This is a genomic window from Helicobacter ibis (assembly GCF_027859255.1).
Classification (GTDB): Bacteria; Campylobacterota; Campylobacteria; order Campylobacterales; family Helicobacteraceae; genus Helicobacter_D; species Helicobacter_D ibis.
This window is the reverse complement of record NZ_JAQHXR010000002.1, coordinates 26,367-42,136: the sequence shown is the minus strand read 5'-3', so window position 1 is coordinate 42,136 and position 15,770 is coordinate 26,367. Positions and strand designations below refer to the sequence as shown.

Annotated in this window: 14 protein-coding genes; 10 read left to right on the top strand and 4 right to left on the bottom strand. The window is 31.8% G+C overall.

Features of this window, described 5'->3' with window-relative positions:
• Positions 1-144 precede the first annotated feature (144 nt).
• Complete coding sequence (locus PF021_RS03515) at positions 145-1,596, bottom strand: major outer membrane protein (RefSeq protein ID WP_271021039.1); 1,452 nt, start codon at positions 1,594-1,596, stop codon at positions 145-147.
• A 120-nt stretch (positions 1,597-1,716) separates the two neighbouring features.
• A complete protein-coding gene (locus tag PF021_RS03510; RefSeq protein ID WP_271021038.1) occupies positions 1,717-1,842 on the bottom strand; it encodes a FeoB-associated Cys-rich membrane protein in 126 nt (41 codons plus the stop codon).
• 156 nt (positions 1,843-1,998) lie between these two features.
• Here PF021_RS03510 and PF021_RS03505 point away from each other — a divergent pair, with 156 nt between their 5' ends.
• Positions 1,999-2,637: a UPF0323 family lipoprotein gene (locus PF021_RS03505; protein ID WP_271021037.1), complete on the top strand. Its 639-nt coding sequence runs from the start codon at positions 1,999-2,001 to the stop codon at positions 2,635-2,637.
• A gap of 2 nt (positions 2,638-2,639) precedes the next feature.
• Positions 2,640-3,809 (top strand): glutathionylspermidine synthase family protein, encoded by a 1,170-nt coding sequence (locus tag PF021_RS03500; RefSeq protein WP_271021036.1) that lies wholly within the window; start codon positions 2,640-2,642, stop codon positions 3,807-3,809.
• A gap of 114 nt (positions 3,810-3,923) precedes the next feature.
• Here the strand turns inward: PF021_RS03500 and PF021_RS03495 are convergent, their stop codons facing one another.
• Positions 3,924-5,324: a hypothetical protein gene (locus tag PF021_RS03495; protein ID WP_271021035.1), complete on the bottom strand. Its 1,401-nt coding sequence runs from the start codon at positions 5,322-5,324 to the stop codon at positions 3,924-3,926.
• A 164-nt stretch (positions 5,325-5,488) separates the two neighbouring features.
• Here PF021_RS03495 and PF021_RS03490 point away from each other — a divergent pair, with 164 nt between their 5' ends.
• From PF021_RS03490 to PF021_RS03480, 3 genes are read left to right on the top strand one after another with little or no spacing between them, the layout of a single operon-like run.
• Entirely contained in the window at positions 5,489-6,124 is a 636-nt protein-coding gene (locus PF021_RS03490; protein ID WP_271021034.1) for a uracil-DNA glycosylase family protein, read from the top strand.
• On the top strand, positions 6,121-7,347 hold the full coding sequence (locus PF021_RS03485) for a hypothetical protein (RefSeq protein ID WP_271021033.1): 1,227 nt from the start codon (positions 6,121-6,123) through the stop codon (positions 7,345-7,347). Before PF021_RS03490 ends, PF021_RS03485 begins: the two co-directional genes overlap by 4 nt.
• Entirely contained in the window at positions 7,328-7,993 is a 666-nt protein-coding gene (locus tag PF021_RS03480; RefSeq protein WP_271021032.1) for a YgjP-like metallopeptidase domain-containing protein, read from the top strand. The genes PF021_RS03485 and PF021_RS03480 overlap by 20 nt, the downstream gene beginning before the upstream one ends.
• Here PF021_RS03480 and PF021_RS03475 read toward each other — a convergent pair.
• Complete coding sequence (locus tag PF021_RS03475) at positions 7,983-8,831, bottom strand: LysR family transcriptional regulator (RefSeq protein WP_271021031.1); 849 nt, start codon at positions 8,829-8,831, stop codon at positions 7,983-7,985. The two genes, PF021_RS03480 and PF021_RS03475, sit on opposite strands and share 11 nt — an antisense overlap.
• A gap of 97 nt (positions 8,832-8,928) precedes the next feature.
• Here PF021_RS03475 and PF021_RS03470 point away from each other — a divergent pair, with 97 nt between their 5' ends.
• The 5 genes from PF021_RS03470 (at position 8,929) to PF021_RS03450 (ending at position 15,770) form a co-directional block, all read left to right on the top strand.
• Positions 8,929-11,013 (top strand): ATP-dependent helicase, encoded by a 2,085-nt coding sequence (locus PF021_RS03470; RefSeq protein ID WP_271021030.1) that lies wholly within the window; start codon positions 8,929-8,931, stop codon positions 11,011-11,013.
• A gap of 9 nt (positions 11,014-11,022) precedes the next feature.
• Positions 11,023-12,153, top strand: a complete 1,131-nt coding sequence (hypD, locus tag PF021_RS03465) for a hydrogenase formation protein HypD (RefSeq protein ID WP_271021029.1) — start codon at positions 11,023-11,025, stop codon at positions 12,151-12,153.
• A gap of 31 nt (positions 12,154-12,184) precedes the next feature.
• Positions 12,185-14,737: an alanine--tRNA ligase gene (gene alaS / locus PF021_RS03460; protein WP_271021028.1), complete on the top strand. Its 2,553-nt coding sequence runs from the start codon at positions 12,185-12,187 to the stop codon at positions 14,735-14,737.
• A 16-nt stretch (positions 14,738-14,753) separates the two neighbouring features.
• Positions 14,754-15,449: a putative metalloprotease CJM1_0395 family protein gene (locus tag PF021_RS03455; RefSeq protein WP_271021027.1), complete on the top strand. Its 696-nt coding sequence runs from the start codon at positions 14,754-14,756 to the stop codon at positions 15,447-15,449.
• Positions 15,450-15,593: 144 nt separating this feature from the next.
• Positions 15,594-15,770: a hypothetical protein gene (locus PF021_RS03450; RefSeq protein ID WP_271021026.1), complete on the top strand. Its 177-nt coding sequence runs from the start codon at positions 15,594-15,596 to the stop codon at positions 15,768-15,770.

Here is a 15,770-nt window from a genome sequence, read left to right as displayed (position 1 = left end):
TTATAAATGATGGCTTATAAACGCCGTATAAGGTATCAAAATAAAAATAAAAAAAAGCTTTTAAAAGGTTAAAAATTTTTGTATTTTTAAGTATATTTTGAGAGACATAGATGAAGACTCATAGGAGATTCCTATGAGTATAAATTAGAAGTTATATCTAACTTCTACCCTAAATCTGTTTTTATCTTCAGAATCTGTATTTACAGCATCATTCCAAGTGCTTACATCAGGGCTACCTAAGATAACTTGCTTATCAGCATCAGTTTGTAGCATAGCGTAGTAAGTTGAAATTTTTAGAGCCTTAGAGTATTGCCATGTGATTTTTGGAGTGATTTCTTGGAAATCAATATCGCCAGAATATCTAGCAGCATCAATACCCCTTGTAAGAGTGTTTGTTCCCTTTACATAGTCGATACCTACAGTTAGGTTATCCAAAATATCATAGCTAACATTTCCGTAGAATATGCTAAGTTCGTTGCTTTCATTTTCTAGAGGCATTGTAATACCAGTGTATGTTGGAAGAACAGAGATATTTATTCCTGTAGCAGGATTGTCAAACCATAGCTCACCAGCATAGCTTAGGTATCCACCATCTCCATTGTCAAGTGATACAGAATAAGAATCTTTTGAGTTACCCCAGTAACCAACTTTAACAGCTAGTGGAACTTGGTAATCGTGGAATTTTACACCACCTTCAATAATGTATAAATCAGCCGAATCTTGAACTTTACCGCCATGAAGCGCTACAAAAGGCTTATCTAAATCATTGTTTAGGTTAGCCAGTATATATTGTCCCTTAAGATGTGCTAGACTGCTATCCCAACCAAGTTGTGCAAATACAGCACTATCAATTAAATCATCAGCACTAAACAACCAAGCTTCAGCATTGATATTACCAATTCCTGTTTCATAATTAGCTAGAGCAGCGATAGTATATAGTGGCTTAACTACACTTGTATAATCACCAGCATAACCAGCAAATTGATCATCTGTGCTCCAAGAATCAAATGCACCAGCAACAAAAGTCCAGTTTGGTAAGTCAGAGTTCATTGCTAATATACCTGTTCCTCTGTCATCTAGCGAATCGTTTAAAGGAGTAGCCAATCTCATTTTACCAGCTTGAATTGTAGTAGCCGTTGTATCTGGACTGATAGTAGCATAGAATTCTGTTACACCAAAGTTAGAATCTTTACCAGCACCAAGACCTGTTCCCAAGAAAGGAGTATTAACAGTTGCACCATTAGCATTAACAGCACTTACGCCTTTACCATGATTTACATTTTGATCTACATTGTGGTATCCGATACCTAATGTCATTGCAACATTATTTACAACAGGAGTTTTAAATGTAGCTTCTGCTCTCCAGTTGTGTCCAGCACTGCCTTTACTATCTGCCACAGGGTTACCTTGATTATCTGTTCTTTTACCATCTTTGACAAAGCCTTCATTGTCTATTCTAGTATCATTATATCTGTATCTTAAGAAACCATTAACCTCAACACCTTTGATTGCTTCTTCTAGTGGCTGCGCCAAACTAACTGATGAAAGACCTGCTACTGCAACACAGGTAGCTAAACTAAGTTTTGTGAATTTCATTTGTAACTTCCTTGAATAAATAGAATAAATCTTGCGTTATTTAAGCAAAATTAAAGGATTATTTTATCTTTTAATAGCTTAAAGTAACATTATAATCTTGCAATACCAGGGATGAGTATTTTATTTTTCTTTTGTGCAGTTACAATCTTCACAACCACAACCATTATTTTTTTTAGGGAATAATTTGTAAGTAAAATATCCAAATGCTAATATAAAAATACCAAATAATATAATCTTTTCTATCATGCACTTAGCCTTGTTTATGTGTTATATTTTAAAGCAATCTAAAGTAATAATGAAAGTAATTTTAACAATGTTTCTTAAAAATAAACTTATTAATTTTTTAAGTCTTTAAAGTATAAAATTAGGTTTTTATGACACATCGCAGGTTTAGGGAATATTATGATAAATAAAAAATTCTTAAATAAAATAGGAGATTCTAGGATAGCTGGAATATTTAGCAAAACCGGTCTAGGATTAGTGGCTGTTTTGGCTATTGTTGGTTGTAATGGTGGAGAGAATCAAAATTCTTCTTCTAGTGGATTAGAACAAGCCACAAAAAATGGAGCTATAGTAACAATAGAAGAACAAGCAGACGGAAGCTATAAAATACTAGAAGAAACACCAAGTTCTAGTACTAGAGTGATTCTTAGGGAGCAAAACGGCAATGAGAGAATCTTGACGCAAGAGGAGATAGATAAGATAATACAAGAAGAATCTAAAAAGATAGATTCAGGTACTTCACAGCTTACAAACCCAACAGGCGCTGGGTTATCTTTGGGGGAGACGATATTAGCAAGTGCTGCTGGTGCTATACTTGGAAGTTGGATTGGTAGTAAGTTGTTTAATAATCAAAACTATCAATCACAGCAAAGAACGAGCTATAAAACTCCCCAAGCTTATGAGAGATCTCAAAATTCATTTAATAGAAATAATGCAACAAATGCCGGTAGAAGTGGGTTTTATTCCCCAAATAATAATACGCCAAATACTACAAATACTCAAAATAGACAAAATAATTCAAATACATATGGTGGGTAAGTATGAAGATTACAGAAGTTGAAGCTTTAAGTAATGAGGATTTAGAGAATCTAGGATTAGAATGGCATACAGACATCGATGATACTCCATATATTAGCAATGAAATAATAGAGGTTACAGAAGATGAAGCACAAAGATATTATGATGCTGCAAATGAACTCTATGATATGTATGTGGAAGCAGGGCAATATGTAATTGACAATGATTTATTTTTTGAACTAGGGATTCCGTTTAATTTAGTCGAAGCTATAAAAATGAGTTGGGAAGAGGAGGTGCATTGGCATCTTTATGGTAGATTTGATTTTGCAGGTGGGCTAGATGGGAAGCCAATTAAGTTATTGGAGTTTAATGCAGATACTCCTACTATGCTATATGAGAGTGCGATAATCCAATGGGCACTTTTAAAGAAAAATGGCTTTGATGAATCTATGCAGTTTAATAGTTTATATGAATCTTTAAGTGATAACTTTAAGAGAATTATCACTCTTGGTGACGATATTTCAAACTTTGATTTTGTTTATGAAGGTTGGAAGATTCTGTTTTCTAGCATACAAGGTAGCATAGAAGAAGAAAGAAGCGTGAAGTTACTAGAAGTAATTGCAAGGGAAGCTGGATTTAATACTTCATTTTGTTATGCACATGAAGCACAGCTAGATGAGCATAATGGACTTAGTTTCAATGGAGATAATTACGAGTTTTGGTTTAAGCTAATACCATGGGAGAGTATCGCAGTAGATGAGCCAGATTTGGCAATGCTTATTACTACAATGATTAGAAATAAAAATACTATCTTTTTAAATCCAGCATATACACTTATGTTTCAAAGTAAAAGAATGATGAAGATTCTATGGGATTTATTTCCGAATCACCCATTATTGCTTGAGAACTCATATGAAATGCTTGATAAAAAGCAAGTCAAAAAACATGCTTTTGGCAGAGAGGGCGAGAGTGTATCAATTCTATCTAGCAGTGGAGAGATTCTAACTAAAAGCAATGGCAATTATGAAAATTACCCAGAACTTTATCAAGAGTTTGCAGAATTAAACTCACATAATGGTAGCTTCTATCAAGCAAATGTTTTTTATGCATATGAGGCTTGTGCTTTGGGCTTTAGAAAAGGTGGTGAGATATTAAATAATATGTCAAAGTTTGTATCACATAGGATTATTTAGTTATTTAAGTTTTCTTCTATATATTAGAAGTGCGATAATTATTACTAAGAAAAACATAACTTCAATAGCTAATGATTTTAAATCTTCCATAAACTTCTCCTTAGTGCATAGAATCTATGCACTAATTTTATCCTTTAGTAAGTTTTGCAAAATTGTCTCACTTTTTAGTAAGTTTTCTTTATCTTGTGTGTTTAGGTTGTTTAGATAATTTTCATTGACTAAATTTTTTAAATCTTTTAGCCAATTATAATCATCACTTGTTGTTACTTCTATTTTTTCATCTTTGCTAGATGTAGATTGGTCTTGATTTGTATTTTGTTCTTTATTGTTACCTAGATTTATAAGGATATCATCTATACTATTTTCTATATCTACCTTATAATGCTTTAGCACATATATATCTAGTGTGTTGCCCTCTGAACCTGATGTTTTAAATAGCATTAGCTCATCTTTATCGCCCATCATTTCTTTTAGATTTAGTGCTCCATTTAGGTCTTTATCTTGGGAGATTGAATGATTAATAAAGTCTCCTATATTATCAAAGAATCCAACTTTGTCTAAGAATTGCTTTTGGGCTTCAACTCCGCCTGGGATTCTCTCTGCAACAGAATAATATTTAGAATCTTTTAGTGATACAAGGCTATTTATGTGGATTCCTTCATCTAAGCTTAGTTTGCCATCACCATCTTTATCTTGCTCTAAATATCCCATACTATATGCCGCATCATAATACCAAGACTTTACAAAATCTTGTGCTTCTTTTGAATCTAGACTGCCAAATTTTTCTTTTATTGCTTTTGCATTTTCTTCTGTTAGAGGGACGCTTATATTTTTGCCACTTACTTCATCTATAAATGATACAGAATTAGGCTTAGTAGTTCCATTAGATTCTAGTGGATTGTAGCCATTTTTTATCTCATCGCTTATATTTTCTGGTGCATTGCTTGGAGATTTTATTATTTCTTTTTCAAAAAATGAATCTTTTTTATCACTCATGCTTATAAGCTCATCTTCATTTTCGGCTTTTTCTTTTGCTTCTAGTTTTCTTATTTGAAGTTTTGTATCTTCTATATCTTTTTCTGGTGCATTTTGATATGTTAGGTCAGCTAGTTTTTTATATGCTTCTTGCTTTAAGGCTTCTGTTTGACTTAGGACTTCTTGTGAGCCTTCTGGTGTTTGTTCTGCTTTGTTGCTTTTTTTGCTTCCACTTGTGCTAGATAGCATTTTAGTAGCATCGCTTTCTTTGTTTGTGTCTATAGATTCTTCTAGTGATTTTTTTAGTTCTTCTACATTTACTTTTTGTGCTATATCAGCAGAAACAGAGCCTGTCATTTTTAGTTGTTGAATAGCTTCTTGTATGGCTTTTTGCTTTTCAAAGCTTTCATCTTGACTAGCAGTTGTGCTTAGCCTTTTATTCTCTTCGCTTCTATTTTGTAGTGCTTTTTGTGTTTCATAAGAATAATTAACGCCACTAATATACGATGATATGCCACCATCTTTGTTTGTGTAATACATGCTAAATCCTTAAAATAGTATTACTTCCTTGTTTGTTTTTATATCCTTATTACCATAAATTACAAGCAAATATTATTCCTATAGTGTTATATTGACAATAAATATTAATTCTTATAGAATTTTTGCTCATCTAAGAACAGATAAATCAATAAAATAGGGCTTTTGTGCAGACACTTCATAAGGCATTACTTTTAAAAAAAATGTATTTATTGCAAAATTTTGGGTTTGAATATGTAGAACCAAAAATATTACAATCATTGCAAAAGAGTTTTGATTTTAAAAATTTGGGTTCTTTATGTGGAGCTATTAATTCATGCACACTTTGTAAGCATAGAAATAGCAAAGCACATGTCGGTATTATAAATAGTAACTCAAGGCTAATGTTTGTTAGTCTTTTTCCAATACTTGATAATGAAAATAGATTCACATCAAAAGGGGCTGACATGCTATTAAATATAATAAAAAAAGTGCTGAATTTAGAAATACAAGAAGTATCAATAACATCTCTTATAAAATGCGAGATGAATATGACTTATAGCAAGGAAGGGTTTAGTAATTGTAAGGATTATTTTTTAAAGCAATTAGAATTTTCTAATGCACAAAAAATAGTGTGTCTTGGAAGTGAAGCTTATGGGTTGTTGTGTGATGTGGGATTAAGATATGAAGAATCTCAAGGGAGATTCTTAAAATGGAATGGATATGACTTATTTCCGACATTTTCTATATCTCAACTTCTAAGACAACCAAAATTAAAAATACAAGCACATAAGGAATTTTTAACAATCAAAGGAAGTTTATGAAGATACTAAGAAGTTTAGTTTTTGTTATGTTGTTGCCTAGTTTATTGCTCCCAGCTGGTAGATATGTTTCTCCAATTAACATTCCAAGTGTGGAAGTATTAAATGTAGATGTAGAGCAATGTTCTCGTGCATGTTTAAAGAAACTCCTTAAAGAAGGTAAGGTATTTTCGTTTGTTGCGAAATTAAATGCAGAAAATGCCAATGAGGAGCTATATGTAAGTTTAAATGAGATAATGCGAAGCTTGCAGATTCAACAAGCTCCACTAGAGTTGCAAAATGCCAAAAAATCAGCATTTAATATAGCACTAGTCTTTCCAAGAAAGACAATAGGTAGATATTCTAGCAATACCACAAATATGGTCTTAAGCTATCTTCTAAATCAAAATGCAACTTTTAATTTTGAAGTATTTGATTCAAATACAGAAAGTATAGATGATATACAAAGGGTAATTGGCAAGATACATCAAGGCGGATACAAGCATGCAATAGCTATTTTTACTCATGTTGGAGCAAATAATTTAAATAAGCTAAATATTAACATTCCAGTATATATCCCAAGTGTGCATATCTCTCAAATACAAGGGGAGGTATCTAAGAATCTTATATTTGGTGGGATTGATTATGAAGCACAAATTAGAGCACTATCGAGTTTGAATAATAATATTAAAACAACTAGTTTTTATGATTCTAGTTTTATAGGTTCTGCATTGCATGGATATGTAGCAAAATATAATCAAAATATTAGTTATGAGAAGGTATTCAATCAAAAAGATTCTGCGAATTTTCCAAAGGAGATGAAGAATCTTAAAGGAGCAATTTCAAATTCTAAGGTATTTTTAAATACGCCAATTACTAGCAGTGCAATTATACTTTCACAAATTACATATAATGATATTAAACCTAGTGGAATTTATTCTACGCAGATAAACTACAACCCAAGTTTGCTATCAATCACACAGGAGAAAGATAGGAGAAATATGTATATAGCAAACTCAATTAGTGAGCTTGATATTAAACTAATAGAACAATCAAAACTTATAAAGGCTGATTTGGAATATGATTGGATTAATTATGCAACTGCTTTTGGTGTGGAGTATTTTTACACAAGCAAGATTCCAAGTGCAAAGAGATATTTCAAAGAAAGAATAGTGAATAATCAAGTGCAATATGAAGTAGAGATTCTGACTCCAACAAGCAGTAGATTTGAATCATATTATGAATAATGTGGAATTTCATGGTTTTAGAATAAAACTAAGAAGAGGTAGAGGGTATAAAAATTTTCGTTTAAGCTATAGGGGCTTAGATGATATATTACTTAGTGCGCCAAAGTCTTCTAGTATAAAAGAGTGTATGAAATTTTTAGAAGATTCAAAGCAATGGCTTGTGGCACACAAATCTACGCAATATACAATACATAAAGATAAGATATTTTTGTTTGGAGAATGGATTAAGAGTGAATTACAGGTGTTAGATGAGTGGAATAGGCTTTGGTTATATAATGACAAAAAAATAGTTGAATTTTATAGGTTAAAGTTGCAAGAATATATAAGCATATCATTGCCAAAGTTTAGCAAATTATTGGGGTTATATCCTAGTGATGTTGTATATGGTAAGAGCTTAAATACTCTTGGTAGTTGTTATACAGTAAGTAAGAAAATACGCTTTAGTTTAAGGCTATCTTTAATGCCATATTATGTAATAGATTCTATTATTATCCATGAGCTTACACATTTGGAGTTTAGGGGACATGATTGTAACTTTTGGAACTTTGTAGCACAACATGATATAAATCTAGTAGCTACAAAAACTTATCTAAAAACAAATAGTGGGCTTAATAGATATATAGCTAAAAAATTATTCAAGAATTAAAAATAATAAAATTAACTATATTCTCTATTAGTGGGCTTTTTTGATGTTTATAATATTCGATATATATCTCTCTATGAATCTTTTGCCCAAATGTATTACTAGATATTATCTTGCCCTTTATTTTTGGCGTAAATTCATTTGGAATTATGGCTATGCTATTCTCTTTTATAAGGCTAGATATGTTTAAGATGTTATTGTAGTATGTTGTCTTTAGAGATTCAATATTTAAGGACAATTTTACAAATATATCATCAATTGGTATATGTATGTAGGTTTTGTGTGGAATAATCCATTGTGCATTGCTTAAAGCACTATTGCTTTTTATGTTTATGTTATTTGATAGCACTATTTTGAAGTTTTCTGAAAGCCATAGTCTTGTGTTGATTGTTTTTTTGTTACTTGGATTATCCAAGATTGCTATATCACACTTTTTATTTATTAAATCATTTTTTGGGTCTTTGCTTATATAGAAATTTATATTGTTGTAGTATTTTGTTATGGTATTTTTATATGTTTGCATCGTGTTTTTATGTATATATGGAGAAGTTGCTATATTTAGTGTTGTCTTTGAGTTTAATAGCTCTAGTTGATCTTTTTGATAATCATTTAACATTTTTTTATTTTTTAATGCTAGTTTTAGCAGTTTTTCGCCATCTTGTGTTAGTTTTATGCCACTTCTTTTTCTTTCTATGATTTTAAAATTAAAGTATTTTTCTAAAAATTTTAGTTGGGAGCTAATTGCAGGTTGTGATAATCCTAGCTTATGTGAAGCTTTGGATATATTGCTTTCATTAGCGACTACGATTAGGGTATTGAGTTTGGTAAAATCGTATAGCATGTTGTCTCTCTTTATTTTTTATTTATACATTGTATTACAAATATCTTAAAGAAAACAAAAACATGTTAGAATCCGCACAAATAATGCAAGGGCAGTAATGAAACTTGAAATTTTAAATACATTAAATCAAAATCAACTTGAAGCTGTAAAGTCAATAGATGGTAGCTTACTGATTCTAGCTGGAGCTGGAAGCGGGAAAACAAAGACAATAACAACTCGTTTGGCTTATTTGATTGATGAGATAGGTATAGACCCAAGAAATACGCTTACTCTAACTTTCACTAATAAAGCAGCACTAGAGATGCAAATAAGGGCTATAAGCATGATAGATAGCGTAGGGATTCCGCCACTTTTATGCACATTTCACAAGTTTGGGCTTTTGTTTTTAAAATCTAATATACATCATATAGGTAGAAAAAATAGCTTTTATGTAATTGATAGCGATGATGTAAGGTCTATGCTTAAAAAGCTGGATAAAGAAACAAAAGGAATAGAAATACCACCTAAAAAAATAGCTTCTATCATTTCTAATTACAAAAATTCTGAAATTAGTGTGGAGATGGCATTAAAAAATGCAGATTCTCTAAGTGGAGATTCTAGATTTGTAGAAGAGAGTATAAAGGTTGCTCAAATTTATAAGCAATATGAAGAGATTTTGCTCGATAGAAATGTAGTCGATTTTGATGATTTATTGCTTTTGCCACTAGATATAATGCAAAGACACAAAGAAATAGCAGTAAATCTAAGCAATCATTATCAATACATAATGGTAGATGAGTTTCAAGACACAAATAAGATTCAATACAAACTATTAAAACAATTATGTATTAGTCATAGTAATTTATGCGTTGTTGGCGATGATGATCAAAGTATTTATAGTTGGAGGGGTGCTAATATAGATAATATTTTAAACTTCACAAAAGATTTTAGAGCCAAAGAAATAAAGCTAGAAGATAATTATCGCTCTACAAACAACATACTAAAGGCTGCAAATTGTCTAATAAGTGAAAACAAAAAAAGGCTTGGAAAGACTTTAAAAAGCACGCTTGGAGATGGAGAAGAGGTTGAAGTCTTGCATTTAAGAGACGAAAAAGAAGAAGCAAAAAAAGTAGCAAAAACAATATCAAAACTCATACAAAATGGTATAGAACCAAAAAATATAGCAGTTCTATTTCGACTAAATGCACTATCAAGGTCGCTAGAAGAAGCATTTAATAAAGAAAAGATTCCATATGTCCTTGTTGGAACGATAGCATTTTATGAAAGAAAAGAAATTAAAGATATTATTTCTTATTTTAGAGTGCTAGTTGATTTAAATGATGACACATCTTTACTTAGAATCATAAATACTCCTAAAAGAAAAATAGGAAAAACAACAATACAAAAGCTACAAACACATGCAAAAGATAATAAATCTAGCATATATCAACTATTTAAAACTAATAATTTACCTCCATTAGCTCCAAAATTAAAAAATGAAATTGAAAATTTATTTAAGATTCTAGAAACTTTACAAGATGATTTTGAGCATTATAGTTTTGATGAATTTGTAAATCGTTTTGAAGAAAAAATTGGCTTTTTAGATGATTTAGAAAATTCAAATGATGATATAGATAGGGTTAGTAATGTGAATGAATTTTTTGGATTATGTAAGGATTATTATAAAAATAACACAAATGATTCATTGCTTGATGCATTAAATGAGTTAGCTTTGCAAAGCGAACAAGAAAATGCAGAGAAAATAAGTAGCGAAAATAGTGTATCTTGCATGAGTGTGCATTCTAGCAAGGGTTTAGAATTTGATTATGTTTTTATAATAGGTTTAGAAGATGGGTTTTTCCCGCTAAATAAAGAAGATATATCGCTAGAAGAAGAAAGAAGATTAGCATATGTAGCATTTACTAGAGCAAAGAGTAAGCTGTATTTGTGTCATGTAAGTTCTAGGCTATATTTTGGTGGGCGAAATGATAATATGAAACCATCAATATTTTTAAAAGATAGCAACTTGCAAGATGGCAATAAAATAATGGTAGATAAAAATGAAGAATTTCAAAAAGGCAGTTGCGTTATGCACAAGATTCTAGGATATGGCAGAATCTTAGAAGTAAATGGAGAAAATGTTAAAGTAAATTTTGGTGGTTCTATAAAAGTTTTACGAAAATCATTTTTGGAATTAGTATAGGAGAGATACATGAATCCTTATATAGATATTTATAGAGATGGAGAAAAGATAAGAGAGGTTTTTTTAGCCATTAACCAAATATCCAAAAAACTAAAAAATCCTTTAAAAATCATGGAAGTGTGTGGAGGTCATACACATACTATTATGAAGTATTCACTTTTGCAGTTATTACCAGAAAATATAGAGTTTATCCATGGGCCCGGTTGTCCTGTGTGCGTGATGCCTAGAGGCAGAATAGACCATGCATATAAAATAGCATCACAAAAAGATGTAATATTATTAACGCTAGGAGATATGATTAAAGTTCCGGGAAGTTTTGGTTCTCTGCAGGTAGCTAGAAGCAATGGGCTTGATGTAAGATTTATATATTCTCCGCTTGATATATTAAAAATAGCAAAAGAAAACAAAGATAAAAAAATCGTATATTTTGCAATAGGCTTTGAGACTACTACGCCAATGACTGCAGCACTTCTAAATAGAGTAATAGAAGAAAAATTAGATAATGTATTTTTTCATATAAACCATGTTTTAGTGCCGCCACCGCTAGAGGTTATTTTGGATTCTAAAGACTGCAAGATTAATGCACTTCTAGCACCATCACATGTAAGTGTGATAACGGGAGCAAAAATATATGAATCTTTATTAGATAAGTATCATTTACCAATTGTTGTATGCGGGTTTGAGCCACTTGATATAGGAGAGAGTATATTATCGATAGTAAATCAAAAGATAAATAATGAATCTAAAATAAACATACAATATGCAAGAGTTGTAAGTAAAGATGGCAACTTAAAAGCACAAGAATTAGTGGATAAATATTTTACTCTTAGGGATAGTTTTTATTGGCGTGGGTTGGGTGAGATTCCTCATTCTGCATTGAGATTAAAAGATGAATATGCAAAATATGATGCTGAAATTATCTTTAAAGATTATCTAGGTGGAATCCCAAAAGATGAACATAAAGGTTGCATATGTGGAGAGATTCTAAGGGGCAATAAAAAGCCACTTGATTGTAGATTGTTTGCTAAAGCATGTAATCCACAAAATCCACTTGGAAGCTGTATGGTTAGCTCTGAAGGTGCATGTGCTGCATATTATAAATATGGCGGTGTAAGCAATATTTTAAACCAAACAAAGTAGAATCTAAAGTAATTATTAAAGAAGGTGTTGCATGAAACAAGATGTAAGAAGTCTGTATTTGGAGTTTTTTAAAAATAAAGGTCATCAAGTTTATAGTTCTATGCCTTTGGTGCCAGATGACCCAACTTTGCTATTTACAAATGCGGGTATGGTTCAGTTTAAAGATATTTTTACAGGAAAGATTCCAATACCGCAACCAAATATCGCTACAAGTGCACAACTATGTATTCGTGCTGGTGGTAAGCATAATGACTTAGAAAATGTAGGCTATACAGCAAGACATCATACGCTTTTTGAAATGCTTGGGAATTTTAGCTTTGGTGCTTATTTCAAAGAAGAAGCAATTGCTTATGCATGGGAGTTTGTTACAGAGGTGCTTGGGTTCTCTAAAGAAGTCTTGTATGTAACAATCCATGAAGATGATGATGAAGCTTTTAATATTTGGTGTAAGCATATAGATTCTAGCAGAATTAAAAGAATGGGGAATAAAGATAATTTTTGGCAAATGGGAGATACTGGTCCTTGTGGTCCTTGTAGCGAAATTTTTGTAGATCAAGGTGAAGAGTTTTGCGGACCTGAAGATTACTTTGGTGGAGATGGAGATAGATTCTTAGAGATATGGAATCTCGTGTTTATGCAGTATGAGAGAGATGAGAGTGGGAATTTAAAAAAGCTTCCAAAGCCAAGTATCGATACTGGAATGGGACTAGAGCGTGTAATGGCACTACTAGAAGGCAAAAAGAGCAATTTTGATTCTTCTTTATTTATGCCATTAATTTTAAAAGTAGAAGACATAGTTGGGAAAAAATATATTTATGAGAGTGGAGCAAGTTATAGAGTAATTGCTGATCATGCTAGGTCTGTTGCATTCTTGCTTGCACAAGGTGTGAATTTTGACAAAGAAGGCAGAGGATATGTTTTGCGTAGAATCTTACGCAGAGCAGTTAGGCATGGATATTTGCTTGGTATTAGAGAGCCATTTTTATATCGTATCATAGATGTTGTATGTGATATTTTAGGTGATCATTATAGTTATCTAAGGGAAAAAAGAGAGTTTATAAAGAATCAATGCATAGGCGAAGAGAAGAGATTCTTTGAGACTATTGAAAATGGAATGAATCTCTTTAATAAAGAGCTAGAAAAGCTAGAAAAAGAGCCACAAAACAGACTATTTAGCGGAGAGATTGCTTTTAAGCTTTATGATACTTATGGATTCCCGCTTGATTTAACCCAAGATATGCTAAGAGAAAAGGGATATGGAGTTAATTTAGATACATTTGAAAAATGTATGCAAGAACAAAAAGAGCAAGCAAAGGCGAGCTGGAAGGGAAGTGGAGATATAAGTAATAGCGGAGAGTTTAAAGAATTAATAGCAAAATATAGTAAAAATATTTTTGTTGGCTATGAAAGCTCTGAATCTACTTCTAAGATTCTTGCATTGCTTGATGAAAATTTCAAAGAAGTAACAACGCTAAATGAAAATGGATACGTAATGCTTGATAAAACTCCATTCTATCCTCAAGGAGGAGGTCCTATTGGAGATATTGGAAGCTTGTATGTAAACGATAAACAAGTAGCAATCATAAAAGATACTAGAAAATATTTTGAGCTAAATATATCTACTATTGTATCTAAAGCTCCAATACATGTTGGTGATATCGTTCATGCAGTGGTTGATAATAATAGGCTAGAAATTGCAAAGCATCATAGTGCAACTCATTTGCTTCATAAGGTCCTAAGAGATGTGCTAGGTGAGCATGTAGCACAAGCTGGAAGTTTAGTTGAGCCAAATAGATTGAGGTTTGACTTCACTCATCAAAGTCAGCTAAGCGGTGATGAGCTAGAGAATATAGAAATCTTGGTTAATGAAAGAATACTAAAAGCAAGTAATCAAGAATGCGAAATAATGAATATAGAAAAAGCAAAACAAAAAGGTGCCATGGCACTTTTTGGCGAGAAGTATGGCGAGAATGTAAGAGTGATTACTTTTGGAGATTCAATAGAGCTATGTGGTGGAATCCATGTGCAAAATACTGCTAGTATAGGAAGCTTCTATATTATAAAAGAAAGCGGTGTTAGCAGTGGTGTTAGAAGGATTGAGGCAGTATGTGGCAGTGCTGCATATAAATATGGTAAAGATGCTATAAATGAAATACAACAAGCAAAAGAAGAGCTAAAAGCTCAAGACTTGCTAATGGGTATAAGAAAGCAAAAAGAGCTAATAAAAAGTCTAAAATCAAATAATAGCAACACAACTAATGCAGACTTTAAAGCAGAGGTTATAAACAATGTAAATTTGATAGTCTCTAAAACAGATTTGCATGATATAAAGCCATTAATTGATAATGCTAAAAACAAGTATGAAAAAGTTGTAATTTTGTTAATTAATAATGAAGGTAAAATTGCAGCAGGTAGCAAGAATACAAATGTAAAAGCTGGAGCATGGGTAAAAGAAGTAGCAAGTATTATGGGCGGTGGTGGCGGAGGAAGAGATGACTTTGCTACTGCAGGCGGAAAAGATATAAGCAAACTTGATGAGGCTTTGCAAAAAGCTAGAGAATTTGTGTTAGAATGTATTAATTAACTTTAAAGAGGTGAGTATGCAAGTAGGTTCTAATTTTTCTGGTTATAGTTGGTTTGATGCCTATGCTAAAGATTTTACACAAAAAGAAAAGAAAGTAAGCTATGAAGTAGAATCTACAAGTAAAAAAGAAGATGAAGAACAAGAAAATTATGAATTAGATAAGCAAGATAAGAAAAAAGAAAATACGGAAATGGTAAATGGCAAAGAGCTAGAACCTGATGAAGCAGATTATGTCCGCGAATTAGAGAGGATAGATAGAAATGTAAAAGCCCATGAAAACGCCCATATAGCAGCTGGTGCTGGTGTAGTAACTGGAGGTGCTAGTTATAGCTATACTAGAGGGCCTGATGGAAGAATGTATGCAACTGCTGGTGAAGTGCCAATAGCTATGCAAAAAGGTGATACACCGCAAGAAACTATACAAAATGCAAGAAAAGTCGTTGCTGCTGCTATGGCACCTGCTGACCCTAGTCCGCAGGATTATAAAGTAGCTGCAAGTGCTATGCAAATGGAATCTCAAGCAAGAGTGGAGATGGCACAAGAAACACAAGAAAAACTAAAAGAAGATATAAAAAGAAGAGAAGAAGATAAAAGTGAAAATGAATCTTTAGACAAAAAGCAAAATAGTAAAAATTCTTATGAAATATCTAGCTATATAAAAAATCAAAATAACAACAATATAGATACTCCAAAGCTTGAGATAGCTGGTTAATTACTACAAATTCTTAAAATAATTTACTCCATATATAATATTTTTTTACAAAATGTCGATTTATCACAATATAAATATAATAAAATGGAATGAAGTTTGCTTGTATAATTGCAAGTAAGATTTTTAGATTCTAAGGAGAGAGCTATGGAATTAACTTATGAAGGATATAAACTTTGTAATTTTTTTGATGTTGTAGAAGCACCAAAGAGTAAGGATACAAAGATAAATGATTACAAAAAAAGCTCCAAAAAGGGCGATGTTGTTGTTTTATGCTCTATAAATAATCAAAATAATATGCAAAAAATCATTAAAAAGGCTTAG

What these genes read in the sequence shown, in the direction of transcription:
- PF021_RS03495 (WP_271021035.1), bottom strand. Translation starts at nt 5,324, where the DNA reads ATGTATTACACAAACAAAGATGGTGGCATATCATCGTATATTAGTGGC.
- PF021_RS03500 (WP_271021036.1), top strand. Translation starts at nt 2,640, where the DNA reads ATGAAGATTACAGAAGTTGAAGCTTTAAGTAATGAGGATTTAGAGAAT.
- alaS (WP_271021028.1), top strand. Translation starts at nt 12,185, where the DNA reads ATGAAACAAGATGTAAGAAGTCTGTATTTGGAGTTTTTTAAAAATAAA.
- PF021_RS03515 (WP_271021039.1), bottom strand. Translation starts at nt 1,596, where the DNA reads ATGAAATTCACAAAACTTAGTTTAGCTACCTGTGTTGCAGTAGCAGGT.
- PF021_RS03450 (WP_271021026.1), top strand. Translation starts at nt 15,594, where the DNA reads ATGGAATTAACTTATGAAGGATATAAACTTTGTAATTTTTTTGATGTT.
- PF021_RS03505 (WP_271021037.1), top strand. Translation starts at nt 1,999, where the DNA reads ATGATAAATAAAAAATTCTTAAATAAAATAGGAGATTCTAGGATAGCT.
- PF021_RS03455 (WP_271021027.1), top strand. Translation starts at nt 14,754, where the DNA reads ATGCAAGTAGGTTCTAATTTTTCTGGTTATAGTTGGTTTGATGCCTAT.
- PF021_RS03510 (WP_271021038.1), bottom strand. Translation starts at nt 1,842, where the DNA reads ATGATAGAAAAGATTATATTATTTGGTATTTTTATATTAGCATTTGGA.
- hypD (WP_271021029.1), top strand. Translation starts at nt 11,023, where the DNA reads ATGAATCCTTATATAGATATTTATAGAGATGGAGAAAAGATAAGAGAG.
- PF021_RS03475 (WP_271021031.1), bottom strand. Translation starts at nt 8,831, where the DNA reads ATGCTATACGATTTTACCAAACTCAATACCCTAATCGTAGTCGCTAAT.
- PF021_RS03470 (WP_271021030.1), top strand. Translation starts at nt 8,929, where the DNA reads ATGAAACTTGAAATTTTAAATACATTAAATCAAAATCAACTTGAAGCT.
- PF021_RS03485 (WP_271021033.1), top strand. Translation starts at nt 6,121, where the DNA reads ATGAAGATACTAAGAAGTTTAGTTTTTGTTATGTTGTTGCCTAGTTTA.